The sequence below is a fragment of the Lactobacillus sp. PV034 genome, assembly GCF_014522305.1.
Taxonomy (GTDB): Bacteria; Bacillota; Bacilli; order Lactobacillales; family Lactobacillaceae; genus Lactobacillus.
In genome coordinates, this window is record NZ_CP041982.1 from 296,905 (window position 1) to 319,081 (window position 22,177).

At 35.1% G+C, this 22,177-nt stretch carries 19 protein-coding genes; 17 read left to right on the forward strand and 2 right to left on the reverse strand.

Going from position 1 to position 22,177, the window contains the following annotated elements:
* Positions 1-7: 7 nt before the first annotated feature.
* From FP432_RS01580 to FP432_RS01650, 15 genes are all read left to right on the forward strand, one after another.
* The gene (locus FP432_RS01580; protein WP_265489117.1) at positions 8-373 is read left to right on the forward strand and encodes a ribosome-binding factor A; all 366 of its coding nucleotides are present in this window, start codon (positions 8-10) and stop codon (positions 371-373) included.
* Between the two features lie 60 nt (positions 374-433).
* On the forward strand, positions 434-1,327 hold the full coding sequence (truB, locus tag FP432_RS01585) for a tRNA pseudouridine(55) synthase TruB (protein WP_265489118.1): 894 nt from the start codon (positions 434-436) through the stop codon (positions 1,325-1,327).
* 13 nt (positions 1,328-1,340) lie between these two features.
* Positions 1,341-2,282 (forward strand): riboflavin biosynthesis protein RibF, encoded by a 942-nt coding sequence (ribF, locus tag FP432_RS01590; RefSeq protein ID WP_265489119.1) that lies wholly within the window; start codon positions 1,341-1,343, stop codon positions 2,280-2,282.
* Positions 2,283-2,462: 180 nt separating this feature from the next.
* Positions 2,463-3,521: a heat-inducible transcriptional repressor HrcA gene (gene hrcA / locus FP432_RS01595; protein ID WP_265489120.1), complete on the forward strand. Its 1,059-nt coding sequence runs from the start codon at positions 2,463-2,465 to the stop codon at positions 3,519-3,521.
* Between the two features lie 12 nt (positions 3,522-3,533).
* A complete protein-coding gene (gene grpE, locus FP432_RS01600; protein ID WP_265489121.1) occupies positions 3,534-4,142 on the forward strand; it encodes a nucleotide exchange factor GrpE in 609 nt (202 codons plus the stop codon).
* A gap of 18 nt (positions 4,143-4,160) precedes the next feature.
* The gene (gene dnaK / locus FP432_RS01605; RefSeq protein WP_265489122.1) at positions 4,161-6,020 is read left to right on the forward strand and encodes a molecular chaperone DnaK; all 1,860 of its coding nucleotides are present in this window, start codon (positions 4,161-4,163) and stop codon (positions 6,018-6,020) included.
* Positions 6,021-6,100: 80 nt separating this feature from the next.
* Positions 6,101-7,249 carry a molecular chaperone DnaJ gene (gene dnaJ, locus FP432_RS01610; protein WP_265489123.1) on the forward strand — a complete coding sequence of 383 codons (1,149 nt, stop codon included), beginning with the start codon at positions 6,101-6,103 and terminating at the stop codon, positions 7,247-7,249.
* A gap of 103 nt (positions 7,250-7,352) precedes the next feature.
* Positions 7,353-9,191 carry a translation elongation factor 4 gene (gene lepA / locus FP432_RS01615; RefSeq protein ID WP_265489124.1) on the forward strand — a complete coding sequence of 613 codons (1,839 nt, stop codon included), beginning with the start codon at positions 7,353-7,355 and terminating at the stop codon, positions 9,189-9,191.
* A 104-nt stretch (positions 9,192-9,295) separates the two neighbouring features.
* Positions 9,296-9,988 (forward strand): class A sortase, encoded by a 693-nt coding sequence (locus FP432_RS01620; RefSeq protein ID WP_265489125.1) that lies wholly within the window; start codon positions 9,296-9,298, stop codon positions 9,986-9,988.
* 144 nt (positions 9,989-10,132) lie between these two features.
* Positions 10,133-12,403, forward strand: a complete 2,271-nt coding sequence (gene recJ / locus FP432_RS01625; RefSeq protein ID WP_265489126.1) for a single-stranded-DNA-specific exonuclease RecJ — start codon at positions 10,133-10,135, stop codon at positions 12,401-12,403.
* Positions 12,404-12,515: 112 nt separating this feature from the next.
* A complete protein-coding gene (locus FP432_RS01630; protein WP_265489127.1) occupies positions 12,516-13,043 on the forward strand; it encodes an adenine phosphoribosyltransferase in 528 nt (175 codons plus the stop codon).
* 125 nt (positions 13,044-13,168) lie between these two features.
* Positions 13,169-13,297 (forward strand): hypothetical protein, encoded by a 129-nt coding sequence (locus FP432_RS01635; RefSeq protein ID WP_265489128.1) that lies wholly within the window; start codon positions 13,169-13,171, stop codon positions 13,295-13,297.
* 148 nt (positions 13,298-13,445) lie between these two features.
* A complete protein-coding gene (gene oxc, locus FP432_RS01640) occupies positions 13,446-15,179 on the forward strand; it encodes an oxalyl-CoA decarboxylase (protein ID WP_265489131.1) in 1,734 nt (577 codons plus the stop codon).
* Positions 15,172-16,539 (forward strand): formyl-CoA transferase, encoded by a 1,368-nt coding sequence (frc, locus tag FP432_RS01645; RefSeq protein ID WP_265489133.1) that lies wholly within the window; start codon positions 15,172-15,174, stop codon positions 16,537-16,539. Before oxc ends, frc begins: the two co-directional genes overlap by 8 nt.
* A 102-nt stretch (positions 16,540-16,641) precedes the next feature.
* On the forward strand, positions 16,642-17,166 hold the full coding sequence (locus FP432_RS01650) for a GNAT family N-acetyltransferase (protein ID WP_265489134.1): 525 nt from the start codon (positions 16,642-16,644) through the stop codon (positions 17,164-17,166).
* 44 nt (positions 17,167-17,210) lie between these two features.
* Here FP432_RS01650 and cls read toward each other — a convergent pair whose 3' ends face one another.
* Entirely contained in the window at positions 17,211-18,701 is a 1,491-nt protein-coding gene (cls, locus tag FP432_RS01655; RefSeq protein ID WP_265489135.1) for a cardiolipin synthase, read from the reverse strand.
* A 119-nt stretch (positions 18,702-18,820) separates the two neighbouring features.
* Between cls and FP432_RS01660 the strand changes: the two genes are divergently transcribed.
* Entirely contained in the window at positions 18,821-19,321 is a 501-nt protein-coding gene (locus FP432_RS01660; RefSeq protein WP_265489576.1) for a dihydrofolate reductase, read from the forward strand.
* Between the two features lie 54 nt (positions 19,322-19,375).
* Here the strand turns inward: FP432_RS01660 and FP432_RS01665 are convergent, their stop codons facing one another.
* On the reverse strand, positions 19,376-21,643 hold the full coding sequence (locus tag FP432_RS01665; protein WP_265489136.1) for an HAD-IC family P-type ATPase: 2,268 nt from the start codon (positions 21,641-21,643) through the stop codon (positions 19,376-19,378).
* Positions 21,644-21,796: 153 nt separating this feature from the next.
* Here FP432_RS01665 and FP432_RS01670 point away from each other — a divergent pair, with 153 nt between their 5' ends.
* Entirely contained in the window at positions 21,797-22,171 is a 375-nt protein-coding gene (locus FP432_RS01670) for a transporter (RefSeq protein WP_265489137.1), read from the forward strand.
* Positions 22,172-22,177: the final 6 nt, after the last annotated feature.

The window sequence follows — 22,177 nt, forward strand, 5'->3', positions numbered from 1 at the left end:
GGCAATTATGAAACATAGAATTGGTCGTGTTGAAGGAGAAATTTTACGCGAATTAACAAAAATCTTAAGAAAAGATATTCGCGATCCACGCTTGAGTGATGTAACTATTACGGCAGTTGAATGTACTAATGATCTTTCATATGCAACTATTTATTACAGTTTGTTAACTGAAGATCCAGAAAAGGAAAAAGATGTTGCTGAAGCTTTAGATAAAGCTAAAGGTACAATGAGACACCTGTTAGGACAAACTTTAACTGTTTATAAAGTTCCAGAATTAATTTTTAAGCGTGACACTTCCGTAGCCTATGGTAGTAAAATCGACGACTTGATTCGCCAAGTAAAAAAGGCTGATCAAGAACGAGAAAATAAATAATATTAAAAGGCGTCAATCGAGTTGTTGACGTCTTTTAATTTAGGTATTAGGAGAATTTTGATGTTAAATGGTATTGTTGTACTTAATAAGGATCGAGGAATGACCAGTAGTGACTGTGTCTATAAGCTAAGAAAATTGCTTCATATTAGAAAAATTGGTCACGCAGGTACGTTGGATCCAGAAGTAAATGGAGTCTTACCGATTGCAATTGGACAGGCAACTAAATTAATTGAATTAATGCACCAAAAACCTAAAGCCTATATAGGAACAGGAAGGTTTGGTCTAGCAACTGATAGTTATGATTTAGATGGTCATGTACTTGCAACTAAAGCAGTTGAACAGCCCTTTACACGTGAAGAAATTAGTAGTGGGATGGACAGATTAACTGGTGAATTAGAGCAAGTTCCACCAATTTATTCAGCAGTGAGAGTAAATGGAATGCGTTTATATGAATATGCAAGAAAAAATATTCCTGTTGAGCGTCCAAAAAGAAAAGTTGAAGTGTTTAATTATCAGTTAACCAATGAATTAAGGTATGATAAAGAACATAAAACACAAGAATTTGATTTTGCGATTAAATGTTCTAAGGGTACTTACGTCCGATCATTAGTGAATGATCTAGGAACGCAGTTAGAAATGCCAGCTGTCATGACTAGTTTGACTAGAATCGCAAGTTCAGGTTTTAATATTAATCATGCTGTTAGTTTAGCTGATATTGAAGAAAATCTTGATCAGCCAGAAAAATGGTTACAACCAATTGATGAATTCTTCAGCGATTATCAAACGATAGATTTATCTCAAGATCAATTTAATCGCGTAAAAAATGGTGCCGCAATTAAATTAAATATTACGACTGAAAAAGTAGCATTAAGGTTTAATAATAAGATAAAAGCAATTTATAAAAAAGTAGGACAAGATTATCGTCCTGATTTAATGCTTTTAAACAACGAATAAAGAGGAATCAGAAGTGAAAGTAGTTTCAATAAAGTATCCAATTAAGGAAAAGCCAGTTAAAGATAAGATTGTTTTAGCTTTAGGTTTTTTTGATGGACTTCATCGTGGTCATCAAGCCTTAATCAAACATGCTAAAGAAATTGCAACAAAAAAAGGGTTACCTTTGGGGGTCATGACTTTTAATCGTCACCCAAAAGAAATTTATCAAAATGATAAAACTTTTGTTTATCTTAATACTCTAAAGGAAAAAGAAGAAAAGTTAGCAAAAATGAATGTTGATTATTTACTGGTAGTGGACTTTGATAAAAACTTCAGTAAATTGAAGCCACAGGAATTTATCGACAAGGTTTTGCTTAAATTAAATATTGATACTGCAGTTGTCGGTTTTGATTATACATACGGACCTAAAGATGTCGCTAATATTGAAAACTTACCTAAGTTTGTTAAAGGAAGGTTTGATATTGTGGTTGAACCAAAACATATGGATGGTGGAGAAAAAGTAGGATCAACAGTTATTCGAAATGCAATTGAAACTGGAAAAATTGAACTAGCTAATAAGCTTTTAGGTGAGCCTTACACCACTTCTGGAATAATCGTTAGAGGCTATCGACGTGGTCATCAAATTGGTTTTCCCACTGCCAACTTGCAAGTTGAAGGTGACAAGGTTATTCCAGCTGAAGGAGTTTATGCGACACGTACCTTAATTGATGGACAGTGGTATGATTCTATGACCAGTGTAGGTTATAATGATACTTTCGAAAATAAAGAATTAACTATTGAAACCCATTTGTTTGGTTTTGATGAAGAGGCTTATGGTAAGGCAATGACAATTGCTTGGTACAAGTTTATTCGGGGTAATATTAAATTTGCGGGTATTCCTGAACTGAGAGCACAGCTGGAAAAAGATCAAGCTAATATTCAGGCTTACTTTCACAATCTAGAGAAAAATAAATAAAGATTTTGAATTAAAAGATAACGAAGTGATGAGAGAATTCTTATTATTTCGTTGTTTTTTTACATTAGTTACTTAATTTTCAAATAAATTTAGCACTCTTCTTGCATTATTGCTAAAATTTGCTATCATTATAATTGTTAGCACAGCAAAAACTTGAGTGCTAATAAAGGGGCGAGAAAAATGTTGACCGAACGGCAAGAGTTAATTTTAAAAACTATTATTAAAGACTTTACGCAAATGCATGAGCCTGTTGGCTCGAAGACCGTTATGTCCCAATTACCAATAAAGGTTTCAAGTGCGACAATTCGTAATGAAATGGCAGCTCTGGAAGAAGCAGGGTTATTAGAAAAAACACACTCATCTAGTGGAAGAATTCCTTCTACAAGGGGATACCGTTATTATCTTGACCACTTAATTAATCCAGTTCAAGTTCCAAGTTCAATTTATGAAAAGATTGGCTATCAACTTAATCAACCATTTCACCAAGTTAATGAAATTGTTCAAGAAGCCGCAAAGATCTTATCTGATTTAACTGATTATACTGCTTTTGCAGCCGGTCCTGAAACGAAGGATGTTAAGATTACTGGTTTTAGGATTGTCCCAATTTCTTCTTATCAAGTAATGGCGATTTTGGTAACTGATGATGGTAACGTTAAAAATCAAGTTTACACATTACCTCATAATGCCAAGGCTGAAGAAATTGAAAAGGCAGTAGATTTAATTAATAGTCATTTAGTAGGCAAACATCTAAGTGAAATTAATTCTTCATTACTCAATGAGATTTCACATCAGTTAATTAATCGTTCATCAGCTCCGCAAGTACTTGACTTGTTGCAGGATGTAATTAAAGATGCTGCAAGTGAACAAATGTATGTTGATGGACAGATTAATTTACTTAATAACTTTGAAAGTAATGATGTTTCTCAGCTTAAATCATTGTATGAATTGATTGATCATAAAGAGGATCTTATTTCTAATTTAATTGACTTTAACCCAGAAGATATGGTTGGTAAAGGAAATTCCAAGATTCAAGTAAAGCTTGGTTCTGAACTGCCTTCCGATCTATTGAAGAATTATAGTCTATTAACTGCAGAATATAGTGTTGGTAAATATGGAAAGGGAACAATCGCCCTTTTAGGTCCAACAAATATGCCGTACTCGCAGATGATCGGTTTACTCGATTACTTTAGAGATGAGTTAGCGAAAAAGCTACTTGATTACTACGGTAGATTTAAATAGAGGAGGTTAGCTGTGAGTAAAGAAGAATTTCCACATGAAAAGGATTTAGATAAAGATACTTCATCAGCTCTAAAGGAAGATTCAAAGGCAAAGGTAGAAGATAAGCAAAAAACTACTGAGTCCGATAAATCTCACCCAGAGGATAATAATGCTAAGATTAGTGAATTAGAATTAAAGATTGATGCTTTAACTGAAAAGAATAAAGAACTTGAAGACAAGTATTTAAGAAGTGAAGCAGAAAATCAAAATATGCAAAACCGTTATTCAAAAGAGCGTGCGCAATTAATTAAATATGAATCACAAAATTTGGCAAAAGATGTTTTACCAGCAATGGACAACTTAGAACGTGCCCTAGCTGTTAAAGCAGATGATGAAGCTGCCTTACAATTGCAAAAGGGAGTGCAAATGACTCTTGATGCTTTAGTAAGAGCGATGAATGATCACGGTATTACTGAAATAAAAGCTGAGGGCGAAAAATTCGATCCTAACTTACATCAAGCAGTTCAAACGGTAGCTGCTGAGAGTGATGATCAAAAGGACCATGTAGTTCAAGTTTTACAAAAAGGATATCAATATAAAGATCGTACATTAAGACCAGCTATGGTTGTCGTAGCACAATAGCGAAAGGAAGTAATTTATATGTCAAAAGTTATTGGAATTGACTTAGGTACTACTAACTCAGCAGTTGCTGTCTTAGAAGGAAAAGAACCAAAGATTATTACTAACCCAGAAGGTAGTCGTACCACTCCTTCTGTAGTTGCTTTTAAAGATGGTGAAATTCAAGTAGGTGAAGCTGCTAAGAGACAAGCTATCACTAACCCAAACACTATCACTTCAATTAAAAGTCACATGGGTGAAGAAGGTTACAAGGTTAAGGTAGGAGATAAGGAATATACTCCTCAAGAGATTTCTGCTATGATCTTGCAATACATTAAGAAGTTCTCAGAAGATTATCTTGGTGAAGAAGTAACTGATGCTGTTATTACTGTACCTGCTTACTTTAATGATGCTCAAAGACAAGCTACTAAGGATGCTGGTAAAATTGCTGGCTTAAATGTACAAAGAATTATTAATGAACCTACTGCTAGTTCACTTGCTTATGGTTTAGATAAAGATGATGCTGATGAAAAAATCTTAGTTTATGACCTTGGTGGAGGTACTTTTGATGTTTCTGTCCTTGAATTAGGGGATGGTGTTTTCCAAGTACTTTCAACTAATGGTGATACTCACCTAGGTGGGGATGACTTTGATAAGAAGATCATGGATTGGTTAATCGAAAACTTTAAAGCAGATAATGGAATTGACCTTTCTAAAGATAAGATGGCTTTACAACGTTTGAAAGATGCCGCTGAAAAAGCTAAGAAAGACCTATCAGGTGTATCTTCAACTCACATTTCACTTCCATTCATTTCTGCTGGCGAAGCTGGTCCACTTCACTTAGAAGTAGACTTAACTCGTGCTAAGTTTGATGAATTAACTAATGATTTAGTTGAAAAAACTAAGATTCCGTTTGATAATGCCTTGAAAGATGCTGGTTTATCAGTTGGTGATATTGATAAGGTTATCTTAAATGGTGGTTCAACTCGTATTCCAGCTGTTCAAGAAGCTGTTAAGAAGTGGGCTGGCAAGGAACCTGATCACTCAATCAACCCTGATGAAGCTGTTGCTCTTGGTGCTGCAATTCAAGGTGGGGTTATCTCTGGTGACGTTAAGGACGTTGTTTTACTTGATGTTACTCCATTGTCATTAGGTATTGAAACAATGGGTGGCGTCTTCACTAAGTTAATTGATAGAAACACTACTATTCCAACTTCAAAGAGCCAAATTTTCTCAACTGCTGCTGATAATCAACCAGCTGTAGATGTTCATGTTTTACAAGGTGAACGTCCAATGGCAGCTGATGATAAGACACTTGGACGCTTTGAATTAACTGATATTCCACCAGCACCACGTGGTGTGCCACAAATTCAAGTTACTTTCGATATCGACAAGAACGGTATTGTAAATGTTTCTGCAAAGGATATGGGAACTGGTAAGGAACAAAAGATTACTATTAAGTCTTCATCTGGTTTATCTGACGAAGAAATCAAGCGTATGCAAAAAGAAGCTGAAGAACACGCTGAAGAAGATAACAAGAAGAAGGAAGAAGTTGACTTACGTAATGAAGTTGACCAATTAATCTTCACTACCGAAAAGACTTTGAAGGAAGTTGATGGCAAGGTTCCTGAAGACGAAATTAAGAAGGTTAAGGATGCCTTAGAAGATTTGAAGAAGGCTCAAAAGGATAATAACCTTGAAGAAATGAAAGCTAAGAAAGATGCTTTATCTAAAGTTGCTCAAGACTTAGCAGTTAAGCTTTACCAACAAAATGGTGGGGCACAAGGAGCTGGAGGCCAAGCAGGTCCAAACCCACAAGGTGATCAACCAAACGACAACTCAAATGGTAACGACGGCCCAACAGTTGATGATGATTTCCACAAGGTGGACCCTGAAAAGTAATATAGGTATAATATAAATACCATTAAGAAAAGAACTGCACCCTGTAGTTCTTTTCTTTTATAAATTAAAGGAGTTTATTGATGGCACAACGTGATTATTATGAAGTGCTGGGTGTAAGCAAGAATGCAACTGATAAAGAGATTAGTTCAGCTTATCGTAAACTAGCTAAAAAATATCACCCAGACATCAACCATGAACCTGGTGCTGAAGAAAAATATAAAGAAGTAAATGAAGCTTATGAAGTTCTTCATGACAAGCAAAAACGTGCTCAATATGATCAATTTGGCCAAGCTGGTGTAAACGGCCAAGGCGGTTTTGGCGGTCAAGGTGGCTTTGGTAATGCCGGTCAAGGATTTGGCGGTTTCGGTGATTTTGGTGATATCTTTAGTGATCTTTTTGGTGGCGGTCGCAGTCGTCGAGTTGATCCTACTGCACCACAAAAGGGTCAAGATTTAGATTATACTTTAGATCTTGATTTTATGGATGCAATCAAAGGTAAGAAGACCCAAGTTTCTTACAACCGTAATGAAGTATGTGCTACTTGTCATGGAAGTGGACCGGCTAAAGGTACACATCCAATTACTTGTGATCAGTGTCACGGCTCTGGTGTGGTCATGAAGACACGCCAAACACCATTTGGTATGATGCAGCAACAAGCTGTTTGTGATAAGTGTAATGGACGCGGTCAAATTATTGAGCACCCATGCCCAACTTGTCATGGTGAAGGAACAGTTGAAAAGAAGCATACTGTTCAAATTGATGTACCAGCAGGAATTGATAATGGTCAACAAATGCGTAAAAATGGCGATGGAGAAGCCGGTAAAAATGGTGGACCATACGGAGACTTATTCATTGTCTTTAGAGTAAAACCAAGTAAGAAATTTACTCGTCGAGGTACTACAATTTATTCTGATGTCCCAATTTCATTTGCACAGGCAGCTTTGGGTGACCAAATCCAAGTTGATACTGTTGATGGGAAAGTAGCACTTAAGATCCCTGCAGGCACTCAACCAAATACCCACTTCAAATTACGCGGAGAAGGGGTACCAAAATTAAATGGTAGTGGTCGTGGTGATCAAGAAGTAACTGTGACTATTCAAATTCCTAAGAAGATTAATGATAAGCAAAAGCAAGCTTTAGTTGATTATGTTAAGGCAGGTGGAGGAAATATTTCTCCGCAAGAAAAAGGCTTTTTTGAGAGAATGAAGGATAAGTTTGATCTTCATTAATACGTAATTTTTATAAAGTTAAAAAGAATAGGAGAAATTTTCCTATTCTTTTTCTTTTGTTTTGGCCCTTTGCTATAATTAAATAGGTGAAAAAGGCGAATTTATGGATATTAAAAAATTAAAAGATTACCAAAAACATATTAGAAACTTTTCAATTGTAGCGCACATTGACCACGGTAAGTCTACAATTGCCGACCGAATTTTAGAGTTAACTGATACTGTCTCAAAAAGACAATTAAAAGAACAATTACTTGATGATATGCCATTAGAGCGTCAACGTGGAATTACGATTAAGTTGAACTCTGTGCAAGTAAAATACCATGCTAAAAATGGTGAAGATTATATTTTTCACTTAATTGATACTCCAGGACACGTGGACTTTTCATATGAAGTGTCTCGTTCTTTGGCTGCTTGTGAGGGTGCTCTTTTAGTAGTTGATGCCACTCAAGGAGTGCAAGCACAGACTTTAGCCAATACTTATTTAGCGATTGATGATGATTTGGAAATTCTGCCCGTTATCAATAAGATTGACTTACCTTCTGCAGATCCAGAAATGTGTAAGGGTGAAATTGAAGAAATGATCGGTTTAGATGCTGAAGATGCAGTTGAAGTATCAGGGAAAACTGGTCAAGGAATTCCAGAATTACTTGAAAGAATTGTTCAAGATATTCCTGCACCAGAAGGTGACATTGAAGCTCCGCTTAAGGCCTTGATTTTTGATTCAAAATATGACGATTACCGTGGTGTTGTTTTAGCAGTTCGAATTGAAGAAGGTACCGTTAAACCTGGTGATAAGATTAGAATTATGAATACTGGGAAGGACTTTGAAGTTACTGAAGTAGGTGTTTCTAGTCCTAACCCTGTCAAAAAAGATATGCTTATTGCTGGAGATGTAGGATATATTACAGCCAATATTAAATCTGTTCGTGAAACTCGAGTAGGTGATACCATTACTAGTGCACAAAATCCTACTCCAGAACCATTGCCAGGTTATCGTCAAATTCCACCAATGGTTTATTCCGGAATGTATCCAGTTGATAATCAAAAGTATGATGATTTAAAAGAAGCACTTCAAAAATTACAATTAAATGATGCTGCTCTTGAATTTGAACCTGAAACTTCCCAAGCTCTTGGTTTTGGTTTCCGTTGTGGTTTTTTAGGCTTACTTCATATGGACGTAGTCCAAGAGAGACTAGAGCAAGAATTCGGGATTGATTTAATCATGACCGCACCAAGTGTAGACTATCACGCGATTATGAATGATGGCTCAACTAAGTTGATTGATAACCCGGCTGATTTACCTGAAGCAGGTGAATATAAAGAAGTTCAGGAACCTTATGTTAAGGCTGAAATTATGGTTCCCGATGATTTTGTGGGACCAGTAATGGAATTATGCCAACGTAAACGCGGAGAATTTATCACGATGGACTACATGGATAAATACCGGGTAAATGTTAAATATAATATGCCACTGGCAGAAATAATTTTTGACTTCTTTGATGATCTCAAATCTTCAACTAAAGGTTATGCTTCTCTTGATTATGAGATCACCGGCTATCGTGCCACTAATTTGGTTAAGATTGACATGCTTCTCAACAAGGAGCCAATTGATGCTTTAAGTTTTATTGCTCACCGTGATGAAGCACAAGTTCGTGCACGGCAAATGACTACTTTACTTAAGAAGTTAATTCCACGTCAGAACTTTGAAGTTGATATTCAAGGTGCAATTGGAGCTAAGATTATTTCTCGTGCTACTATTAAGCCTTATCGTAAGGATGTTACTTGGAAAATCCACACCGGGGATCCTGATCGTCGGGCTAAGTTACTTGAAAAACAACGTCGTGGTAAGAAACGAATGAAGGCTGTTGGTAAAGTAGAAGTGCCACAAGATGCATTTATGGCTGTATTGCAAATGAATGATGAAGATATCAAAGGTAAATAAGTTGACTTAAAAGCTTGAAATTACAATATTTTGGTTGATCATCTGTGGTTTCTACATAAAATCTAAGTAAATTAAGTATACTTTTATCTTAAGGAAAAAGAATAATGAGTGAAAATAATAAAAAGAAGACACCAAAAAAAGTTATCTGGTTAAGGATTGCTGCGGTAATCTTATTGATTATTGGTTTGGGCATGATTTTTAATGCACAAATTCGAGATTACATGGTAACTCAAAATCAAACCAGTGCTCTTAAAAAATTAGATCGTAGCACGATTGAAAAGAATGAAAAGAAAAAGGGGATGTTTGATTACTCCAAAGTTCAAGAAATTGACTTTAGTCAAGTAACAAAATCTCGGGTCAATAATACTGCCGATGCAATTGGTGCACTAGCCGTTCCAGCTGTTAAAATGTATCTTCCAATAATGAAAGGCTTGAGTAATGATGCCATGTCCACTGGTGGAGGTACTATGCGTGCTGACCAAGTTATGGGTAAAGGAAATTATCCCTTAGCAGGACACTATATGACAGCTAAAGGAGTTCTATTTTCACCATTAGAAAGTGCAAAAGTTGGAGAAAAGGTTTATTTAACTGATCTTAAAAAGATTTATGTTTATAAAATCTATATGAAGAAAAAAGTTGATCCTACTGCAGTTTGGCTTGTAAATAATACTAAGCAAAATATTGTTACCTTAATAACTTGTGCTGACGGTGGTGTTAATCGTTGGGCCGTTAGAGGTAATCTGATTAAGACTGAAAAAGCAACCGATAAAAATTTACAGGTATTTAAATTAAAGTAAAATTTTTAGCTTAATTATCAATGAGAATGATAATTAAGCTATTTTTGTAGTTTGAGAACCATTGCTTAGAAAGTTTTTTCCTAATATAATAGTTAATATCTGTTAAAAAATTATTTATTACTTAGAACTTGAAGTGTTTAAATTATGAAATGGAAACAAAGAGAAGCTAATCCCTTAGCGGAAGAACTAATTGATGAATTTCAACTTAGCCCCATCCAGGCTAAGTTGTTTTCATTAAGGGAGATTAATACTGCTGAAAAATTAGAAAAATGGTTTAATGCTTCCGAATATGACTTAGCTGATCCATATTTGATGCATGATATGGATAAGGCAATTGAAAGAATCAATCAGGCAATCGATAATGGCGAAAAAATTACAATCTATGGTGATTATGATGCTGATGGAATCACTTCAACTACCATTATGGTTGAAACCTTATCTATTTTAGGTGCAGATGTGCACTATTTTATTCCGGATCGTTTTAAAGATGGTTATGGTCCCAACCTTAATCGTTATAAAGAACTAGTTGAAAATGGGACTGATTTAATTATTACAGTAGATAATGGTGTGACTGGTGTGGAAGAAGTAGAATACGCTAAAAAGCATGGTGTAGACACGATTATAACTGATCATCATACCGTTCAAAGTGAAGTTCCGGATGCTTATGCAATTGTTCATTGTAATTATCCAGGACAAAAATATCCTTTTGATGATTATTGCGGAGCAGGAGTTGCTTATACAATTTGTCGTGCCCTGATGGATGACTCAATGAGTGAAATGCTCGAGTTAGCGATGATTGGTACTATTGGGGATATGGTAAAAGTAACTGGGGAAGGTCATATCATTGTTAAACGTGGTTTAGAAATGATTAATCAAAGTGAACGACCAGGATTGCGTGCCTTAATCAAGTTATCAGGTCTTAATCTAGGACAAATTACTGCAACTGATATTGGATTTAATATTGCTCCGCGTCTAAATGCGGTTGGTCGTTTAGCAAATGCTGAATTAGCAGTGCAATTACTTTTAACTGATGATGAAGAACAGGCTCAAAAAATTGCCCAGCAAATCGAAGATTTAAATGAGAAACGAAAAGAGTTAACTAACGAAGTCTTTCAAGCTTGCTTACAAGAAGTTAAAGAAAAAGGTTGGCAACATGCTAATACATTAGTGATCTATCATCCAGATTTCCACGAAGGTGTCTTGGGCTTAGTAGCTAATAAAGTGGTAGAAGCATTGCACAAACCGACAATTGTTCTTACGAAAAATGAATTAGATGAAGTCAAAGGATCAGGCAGATCAGTTGAAGGATTCAATCTTTTTGATGCTTTAGAACCACTTAATGGAGATCTATTAACAAAGTTTGGTGGTCATGATTTTGCCTGTGGACTTTCGCTTGAAGAGGAAAATATTTCCAAGCTTAGAAAAACTTTTGAAGAAAATTATCATGTAAGTGATAATTTAGAAGTTAAAGAGTACGATATGGAATTGCCAATGTCTGAGCTGAAGCCTGAATTAATGAATCAAATTAATTTAGTGGGACCTTTTGGTACCGGTAATCCTGAACCTATTTTTACAATCACAGAACCCCAAATTTCTCATTTCTTTAAGATGGGCAAGGAGAAAAATCATGTTAAATTTATAGCAAGTAAAGATGGAGGTAAGTTAGAAGTTGTTGGTTTCAACAAAGCTTATCTAAATTCTAATCTGCTATCCTTTATTAAGACCTTATATGTTACTTTATCTTTGAATCAATGGCGCAATAAGGTTAATTTGCAAGGGATGATTGACGATATTAGTTATGGAGCACCTACTCTCGCAGTACCAAGTAAGGTAATTGATTTACGTCAAGAAAATTACATTATGGGTTTTGCGGATCGTTATTTATTATTTGATAAAAAACTAATTCCTTGGGTTGAAAATGGTTTAGGAATTAGTAAAGATCATATTAGTTTAGTAAAAGACTATAATTTGAGTGATGAAACAGCGGTCCTCTTAGATACACCAAGAAATAAAAATGAATTAGATCAGGCCTTAAGCAATAGTTATCAGCAGCTTTATTTGCGATTTATTTTAGATGAATTGCCAGTTCAAAGTATTCCAAGTAAAGATGCTTTTGGTACAATTTTAAAATATATTTATGCGCATCCAAATTTGAGTTTGAATGATTACCAAGAAGCAGCACCTTATTTAGGTTTAGACTATGATAGTATTTTGTTTATCTTAAGGGTATTCTTTGAATTGAAGTTTGTCTCTTATCAAGATGGGAGAATTATTGCTGAGAAAAATCCTGAAAAGAAGCCTTTAACTACTTCTAATTATTTAAAGGGAATTAATGCGCAGATTAAATTCACTCAGCAGTTACGGCATATGCCAAGTGAACAGTTAATAAATTATGTTAAGAAACTAATGCAATAATTTATATTTTATTAAAAATAGGTCTGAGAGTGCTTTTTACCTATATTTCTGGTAAAATAAAGCAGTCAAAGACTTATTATAATTTTAAAGTCAAAGGAGAGGTCAGCTTTATATGTCAGTTGATTTTAAGAAGTACATTGCCAGCGTTCAAAATTTTCCTAATGAAGGAATTGTTTTTCGTGATATAACTCCAATTTTGCAAGATGGTAAGTTATATCGTGCTGCTACTCATGAGTTAGCAGAATATGCTAAAAGCCGCGGAGCAGAAGTTATTGTTGGACCAGAAGCACGTGGATTTATCGTGGGCTGTCCTGTAGCAACTGAATTAGGTGTTGGTTTTATTCCGGCTCGTAAACCTGGTAAATTACCTCGAGAAACTGAAAAAGCTTCTTATGATTTGGAATATGGCTCTAATTCGCTTGAAATGCATAAGGACGCTATTAAACCTGGTCAAAAAGTAGTTATTTGTGATGACTTAATGGCAACCGCTGGTACTTTGCATGCAACTAAAGAATTAGTTGAAAGAATGGGTGGCGAAGTTGTTGGTGCAGCCTTTTACATTGAACTTCCAGATTTGAAGGGAAGAGAAAAGTTCCCAGACACTGATATCTTCAGTCTAGTTCAAATGGAAGGCGCTTAGTTTTAAATAAAATTGATTGTAAGTACTGCTAGTCGCGATGGGATTAGCAGTATTTTTTTGAGGCTTATTAATTGAAAAGTTAATTCTTCTTAACTATAGTTACTAGTAGTTAGGAGGGATTTATTATGAAAAGAATCATTTATTCAGGTACCATTTTGTTAGGTTTAATTGCTACTACTTGTGGTGTTTACTCATGGCATATGGATATTATTCATACTTATAAAGCTAATAAAAAAGCAACGAGTAGTAAATAAAAAGCTTTCGGAATTATCCGAAAGCTTTTTTTAATAAATACTATCCTTTAGTAAATAAAGAAATAAAATTAAAATTGAGGTCTTAGAATTTGAATTGAAAAAAATTTTAATTTATAAATAAAATGTAGAGAATTTTAGGAGGGATAACATGTCTGAAGATTTATTAAACCGTACTGGTGCTAATATCTTGGTAGAAGCACTTCAAAAAAACGGTGTTAAAAATGTATATGGTATTGTTGGTATTCCCGTAACTGATTTAGCTCGTCTAATGGAATTACGTGGAATGAAATATTACGGATTTAGAAGAGAAGATTCAGCTGTTGATGCTGCAGCAGGTGCAGGTTTCTTAAATAAACAACCGGGTGTTGCCTTAACAGTTTCTGCTCCAGGATTTTTAAATGGATTAACTGCTTTAGCACAAGCTACAAAGAACTGTTTCCCATTAATTATGATTTCTGGTTCTTCAGAACGTCATATTATTGATCTTTCACAGGGTGATTATGAAGGATTAGACCAATATAATGCTGCTAAGCCATTTTGTAAGAAGGCTTACCGTGTAGATCGCGCTGAAGATGTTGGCTTAGCAGTAGCTCGTGCAGTAAGAACTGCAGTATCTGGTCGTCCAGGTGGTGTTTACTTAGACTTACCAGCAGATACAATTACCCAATTGAATAATGCAACTGATCAAGTAGACCAAGGAATCTTTGCTCCTGTTGATCCCGCTCCAGCACAAGAGCCTAGTGATCAAGCTATTCAAAGAGCAGTTGATCTAATTAAGTCAGCTAAGAAGCCTTTGATGATTATCGGTAAGGGCGCTGCTTATGATCGCAGTGAAAAGCAATTACAAGAATTAGTTGATGCCACTGATATTCCATTCTTACCAATGTCAATGGCTAAAGGTGTTATCCCTGATGATGACAAACATTCAGCCGCTGCAGCTCGTTCACTTTCATTAAAGAATGCGGATGTTGTTATTTTAGTTGGAGCACGTTTGAACTGGATGCTTTCATATGGTGATGCTCCACAATTCAATCCAGATGCAAAATTCATTCAATTAGATATTGATGCAACACAATTTGATTCTTCACAAAAAATTGATGCGCCACTTCAAGGTGACTTACAATCTATTTTGAATAAGTTAGTTCCAGCCTTGAAAGCAACTAATTACAAAGTAGATTCTGCTTGGCTTGATGCAATTGCTGCTGATACTACTAAAAATGATGAAAAATTTGCACAAAGAATTGAAAAAGGTAAGACAAAACCTGAGTTTGGTTTCTATGCAGCAATTGATCCAATTAAGGAATACTTCCAAGAACATCCTGAAACTTACTTAGTAAGTGAAGGTGCCAACACTTTGGACATTGGTCGTGACATGATTGGTATGCAATTACCACGTCACCGTCTTGACACTGGTACTTGGGGTGTCATGGGTGTCGGCATGGGTTATGCAATTGCGACTGCTGTTGAAACTGGTAAACCAGTTGTTGCCCTTGAAGGTGATAGTGCTTTTGGTTTTGATGGTATGGAAATTGAAACCATTTGTCGTTACCACTTACCAATTACTATTGTCATTCTTAATAATGGTGGTATTTATAATGGTATTGATAAAGTTGTCCCTGATCAACCTGGTCCAACTCAACTTGATCCAACTGCTCACTATGATTTACTTGCTAAAGCATTTGGCGGAGATAATTACTTCGTAACTAACTACGAAGAAATGAAGGATACCTTTGCTAAGGCCGTTGCTTCAGGTAAACCAAATATTATTAACGTTCAATTAGACCCAGCCATGGGTAAAGAATCTGGTCACATTGGTAACCTTAACCCTAAGTTGAATCTTGAACCACTTGAAGAAAAAGAAAGTGTAGATAAAAATGACTAAAGAACCAAATAACAAAAATATTGAAAACGAAACTAACGAATATGCACCATTAAAAGGTATTAAAGTTGTTGACTGGACTCAAGTTCAATCAGGTCCATCATGTACACAATTATTAGCATGGCTTGGTGCCGATGTTATTAAGATTGAACGTACTAACACTGGTGACCCAACTAGAAATGAATTGCTTGATATTGCTGATTCTTGGAGTGTTTACTTCTTACAATTAAATGCCAACAAGAAATCTTTGACTTTGGACATTAAAGCACCAGAAGGTAAGAAGATTATGTACGATCTTTTGAAAGATGCTGATGTCTTTGTTGAAAACATTAAACCAGGAGCTGCTGAAAAAGCTGGTTATGGCTGGGATACGCTTCACAAGTTAAACCCAAGATTAATTTATGCTTCATTAAAAGGATTCAACCAAGGTTCTCGTTTTGCTAATGTTAAAGCCTTTGAACCAGTTGCTCAATCAGCTGGTGGTTCAGCAACTGCTACTGGTTGGAACGAAGGTAAATACAATGTTCCTACGCAATCTGCAGCTGCTTTAGGTGACTCAAACTCAGGGATGCACTTAACGATTGGTATTTTAGCAGCCTTACTTCAACGTGAACACACTGGTGAAGGTACTTTTGTTTACCAATCAATGCAAGATGCAGTTTTGAACTTAACTCGTATCAAGTTACGTGACCAAATTATGCTTGATAACTTAGGTGCACTTCCTCACTATGCTGTATATCCAAACTTTAAGTGGGGTAAAGCAATTCCACGTGCAGAAAATACTGAAGGTGGTCAAGTTATTGGTTGGACTTATAAGGCTAAAGGTTGGGAAACTGATCCAAACGCTTACGTTTATATTGTTGTTCAAAACAGTAACAAGAGTTGGGAAACTATTGCTAATACAATGGGTCACCCAGAATGGGCAACTGATCCAAGATTTAGAGATTGGGAACACCGTCAATTACACAAGCAAGAATTATATCCATTAATTGAATCTTACACTAAGAATTATGACAAGTTTGAATTAACTGAGAAGTTGGGAGCTGTTGGTATTCCTGTTGGGCCGGTTCTTGATTGGCACGAATTAGAAAATGATCCTGACTTAAACTCAGATGGAACTATTGTTACTATTGATCAAGGTGGAAACCGTGGTAAATTCAAGACTATTGGGATGCCATTTACTTTAGCTAACTACAAGCCAGTTTATAGTGCTGCACCAAACTTAGGTGAAAACAATAAGGAAATTTTGTCTTCACTTGGTTATGATCCAGATCAAATTGATGAATTGGTTGAAAAGGGCGTTATTTCTAAAGAAAAAGCTCCATCTAACCCAAGAACTCAAGTTATTAAGGGTGAAGAATAAGATTATTACTTTTAATAAAGATAAAATAGATCTAAACATTGGTTTAGGTCTATTTTTTGCTATGATGATATGAACATTAGATTGGTCAGAGGAGTAATTTTTATGAAAAATGATTATCAAATTAAAAGAGTGAGAGAAAACCAGGTCCAAGAATTACAGACTATTTCTCGTTTAACTTTTACGCAAACTTTTGGTGCTGATAATAGTGAAGCCGATTTAAATAAATATCTTGATGAAGCTTACGGTAAAGATAAATTAGTTAAAGAGCTAGAGAATCCAAATAGTGAGTTTTACTTTATTTTAGTAGATAAAGAAGTTGCTGGATATTTAAAGGTTAATGAATTTGATGCTCAAACAGAAAAAGTTGATGAAGCAGCGTTAGAAATTGAAAGAATTTATTTAGATAATAAATTTCAACATCGTGGTTTAGGTTTGGCTTTAATTCAATTAGCTGAAAAAATTGCTCACGATAAGAATAAAAAGAAAATTTGGCTAGGGGTTTGGGAAAAGAACTATCATGCCCAAAAGTTTTATGAAAAAGATGGTTTTAAGAGATTTAGTGAACATACTTTTGTAGTAGGAAATGACAAGCAGACTGACTATATCTTAGTAAAACCTTTGGACTAAAAAAAATGCAGTGCTTAAACGCACTGCATTTTCACATGTCTAATTTATAAAATTGGGGCAAGCAATCTTGAGAAGTATTCTTTGAACTTGTGCCAACGTGATTGTTTGTCAAAGTACTCGTTGGTTAAAAGAGTAGATTCAAGAATATCATTTTCAAAGATTTGTTTTAGCTTAGTGTTCAAAGCTTCATCAAAACAAATAGCATTTGCTTCAAAGTTTAATTGATAACTTCTAAAATCTTGGTTGGCAGAACCAACAGAAGCAATATTAGAACCACTGACCATGGTTTTAGCATGAATAAAGCCGTTGTTATATTTATAAACTTTAACACCATTGCGGGTCAGATACTTAGCATAGTATTCTGAAGCGCGGTAAACAAAAGCATGGTCGGGCATACATGGTATCATTACTCTAACATCAACCCCACTTTTAGCTGCAATAATTAAAGCTTCTAAAATTGGATCTCCTGGAATTAGGTAAGGAGTTTGAATGTAGACGTATTCTTTTGATTGGGCAATGATTTCTTCATAAGCTCGACGTAAGGCAAAATTTTGACTATCTGGACCAGAAGAAACAATTTGCATTGGAACTAAGTTCGGATCATCAGTTGGTTCCGCTAAAGTGAAAGTATCTAGTTCTTTTTCTAAATCAAATTTAGGTAGTTTAGATTTACGACAGCTGGTGTTCCAATCCATTGCAAATCTTACTTCCATCATTACTGCCGCTTGACCAACTACTCGCAAATGAGTATCGCGCCAGTGACCAAATTTTTTACTTTTATCAACGTATTGGTCACCGATATTAAAACCACCGATGTAACCAATCTTGTGGTCAATAATTACAAGTTTACGGTGTAAATGATAGTTGAATCGTGGGGAGGTAAAAAATTTATTACCTGCACTTGACATAAAAGGTTGAGCTTCACCATTGTATTTTCTTAAAGTATCAAAGAATTTTGGCTTAGTACCACGAGAACCACTTGCATCATAGAGTACGCGTACTTTTACGCCACGTTTTGCGGCAGCGACTAATGCGGCTAAAACACGGTTACCTAATTCATCGTCATAAAAAGTGTAAAATTCAATATCAACCGTCTTTTGAGCTTGATTAATTTTTTCAATAATATTATCAAATAGATTCTCACCATTAATAAAAGTTTGAACTTGATTATTAAAAGTTAAAATTGCACTATCATTAGCCAAGTTGAGCTCTACTAAGCGTCTAGTTCTTCTACTACTTTCGGCTTCAGGTAGTAGATGATGTTTACGTAAAAGTGCTTGTTGACGCTTTAAAAAGTGATCACGAAATTCTTTTTGTTCACTTTGTAGACTAAAGATATCGTCATGCGATAATTGACGTCCAGTAAAGAGGTAGAGAATAAAGCCAACATAGGGGAAAAGAATTAAAACTAAGAGCCAAGCCCATGTTGAAGCAATATCTCGCTGACTTCTAAAGACTGTCCAAATTGCAAAGGCGTTATTGATTAGCCACAAAACTTCAATTGTTCGTCTAATAATGTCCCAAGTTAATACCATAAAAGGCTCCTTTTTAAATTTGATATGTTAACTTATTTATTCTAGCATAAATTGTTATTGAATGAATTTTAAGTTAAGTTATTGGGAAAGGTATAAATAAAAAAGGGGGGATGAAAGAGATGATAAGTTACGTGTGGGCTGAAGATGAGGCCACAAATATTGGTTATCATGGTAAGCTACCTTGGCATCTGCCGGCTGATTTACATCATTTTCGTAACTTAACTATTAATCATCCTATAATAATGGGCAGAAAAACTTTTGCTAGTTTGCCAGGAGTTTTGCCGGGAAGATTACATGTGGTTTTAAGTCATGATGATAATTTTAGAAAAAAGTATTATACCAATAAAAATGTTTTGGTATTCAATCAAATTTCGGATTTAAAGACGTGGATTAAGGATCAAGAGCAAGAAATATGTGTGATTGGTGGCAATAGCTTATTTGAACTTTTTAAAGAGGACGTCAAGATTTTACATAGAACAATAATTCATGAGAAGTTCAAAGGGGATGTCCAAATGCCAAGGCTAAATTATAGTAAGTTTCATTTAATTAATGAGGAAAATTATTTACCAGATAATGAAAATAAGTATGCTTATTCTTTTTTAGATTATCAACGTAAGTAAAAAGCTAGTATATTGTTATAAACGCAATATACTAGCTTTTTAAATTGTTCTAAATTATTTATTTTTCATAATTGGTTGATAAATTAAATCAATAATAATTGCAGCAATAAGGGCAACTAAAATTGTAATACCCAAGTTTGACAAATTAATTTGAGTCATTGCTAGTCCAAAAAGTGCTAAAGCAAAAGTAATTACTACATCGGCGATTTGCACACTATAAACTAAACGTGATGGGGCAGATTGCCAGAAGTATTTTTTAGTACGAGTAATTAAGACTAAGAACATAGCACTTAGAACGAGGTAAACGTAAACCATTGTTGATACGACTCCATGAGCAACTCCGTGAGCGTTTAAGTACCAAACAAAACCAAATCCGATAATGGTCCAACCAGCGGCAAGTGAAAAAGCAATCTTAGCTAATTTTGCCATATTCCAACTTTCAGGCTTATAAGTTACATGAGCATTATCAGTTCCGATCATCATAGTAACCATGTTATTCATAATGGTATAAATAACCATTGCGTTTAAAGCCATAGGGATATAGTTAAAGATAAGGTAGGCAAAAGTTAAAAGCATGGTTAATTCAGCGGTACGAGCTAGTTTTGTTAAGGACCAGGTAGTCATTCGTTGGTAAACACGGTGTCCAGCATCAAGAATATTAACAATTGGGGTAAGACCATCATCAAGTAGAACCATCTTTCCACTCTTTTTAGCCATATCAGCCGCATTAGCAACCGCAATTCCAACTTCAGCTTGTTTAAGGGCAGGAGCATCATTAACACCATCTCCTGTCATTCCGACGATATAACCATCTTTTTGGAAAATTTTAACCATTCTTAATTTGTCTTCAGGTAAAACATCGGCAATTCCAGCTAAGTCATTAACGTCTGTCTGATCATTGAAATCTTTAATAGAAATAACTTTTCCTTTTAAACCTACTTCTTTGGCAACAGCAGCTGCAGTTCGTTGATTATCACCAGTTAACATAATTGGTTTAATACCGCGGCGTTTTAATTCTTCTAAAGCTGCCCTTGAGTCTGAACGAACCTTGTCTTGTAAAATGAAAACACCAGCCAACTTATTATTAATTAAAGCGGCAACTGAACGTCCTGCACCAAAGTCAATGTCCTTAGCTTCTTGATCAGCATTTTTATCAATTAAAGATAATTGCTTAAATGAACCAAGCTTGACATTATAGCCGTCAACTTCAGCCATTGAATAACCAGTGTTAGAGGTAAAAGGGGTAAATTTAGTAGGTGTTAAAGCTTTGATATCTTTTTCTGCAAGATAGTCATCAATTGCTGTATCAATGATGCTTGGACTGCGTTTATCAGTTGCAGCTCCGATTAAAGCTAAAACTTTGTTATTATCAAGATTAGAGAAATTTGTCCAAGATGAAACTGCAGTTTTATTTTCGGTTATTGTACCAGTTTTATCTAATAAAAGAAGATTTAAATTAGCTGCATCTTGAATACCAGTTAAGTCAGAAGTTAGAACTCCTTCTTTACTTAAACGTGTAGCTTCAAAAGAGTTAGAAAGGGCAAAAGTTGAAGGCATAGCAACAGGAATTGAAGCAATAAACATCATGGCTAAGAATGGCAACATTTCAATGACGTTTTGACCACGAATTAAAGCTGCAATGATTAAGATTAAAGTTAAAACCCCATCTAAAAGACAAAGATAGTAAATAATCTTGGTTAATAATTGTTGTAAGTGTCCCGGAGCAGCAGAATTGTTAATCAAGTTAATGGTTTTACCCGAACGTGAGTTACTACCAGTTGCAGTAACATATGCAAGTGTATCCCCGCTTACAACAGTTGTACCCGCATATGCAGTATCACCAACTTTTTTGTTAACTTCTTTTGATTCACCGGTAATAGATGATTCATCAACTGCGATTGACCCTTCAGCAATTTTAACGTCAGCTGCTAAAACATCGCCTCGCTTTAAACTAATTAAATCACCAACGGCTAAGTATTTTGAATTAACTTTTTTCCATTTACCATTGCGCTTAACTGCAACAGTAGGGGTTAATTCATGAGAAATTGTGTTTAATACTCGACGTGATTTTTTCTTTTGTGTTGCTCCATTAAATGCGGCAAAGAGTAGCATTAATAAAACAAATAAAGATTGAATCCATTTACCCAGAATACATTCCAAAATTAGGGCTGCTTCTAAGATCCAAGCAGATAAGTTCCATAATTTTGCCATAAATTCTTTAAAGAAATTAAATTCTGGTTCAGGAACTTCATTTAGACCATCTTTTTTTAGACGGGTATCAGCTTCAGCTTGAGTTAAGCCCTGAAGTTCTTTTTCTTCCATAAATATACCTCCTAGAATTATGTCTTGTACCAGTTTAGCGCATTTTTTTGCAATAGGGTATAAAAATTCATAATCTATCTAAGATTGACATTGAACTTAATTTTAGATAAATTTAAATAGCTTAAAAAATTTCGGTTATTTACGGAGGTAAAAATGAAATTAAAGATTAATACTTGGACAGGTATTTTGGATATTGTAAATTGTGTATTATTTGCTGTATCTTGGTTTGTAATTTTTGGAACAGCATTTTCCGATACAATGAATCATGGAAATGCTACAACCCCAACAGCAGTTTTCTTTTACGCAATGGCTTGGGCTGGAGTAGCTTTGAATATAGTTGCTCTTGTAAGATCCAAAAAAGTTGGTATTTCAATTACGGGACCTGTGTTAGGAATTATAGGTAGTGCTTTATTTGGGGTAACAGCTTTGCTTGCTTTTCCTGCACTAGTTGTTTTAATCATTGCTGCAGTATTTACAATGATGCAACGTCCGGCAAAGAAAAATAATAATCCTACTCAAGAAAATTAATATTGA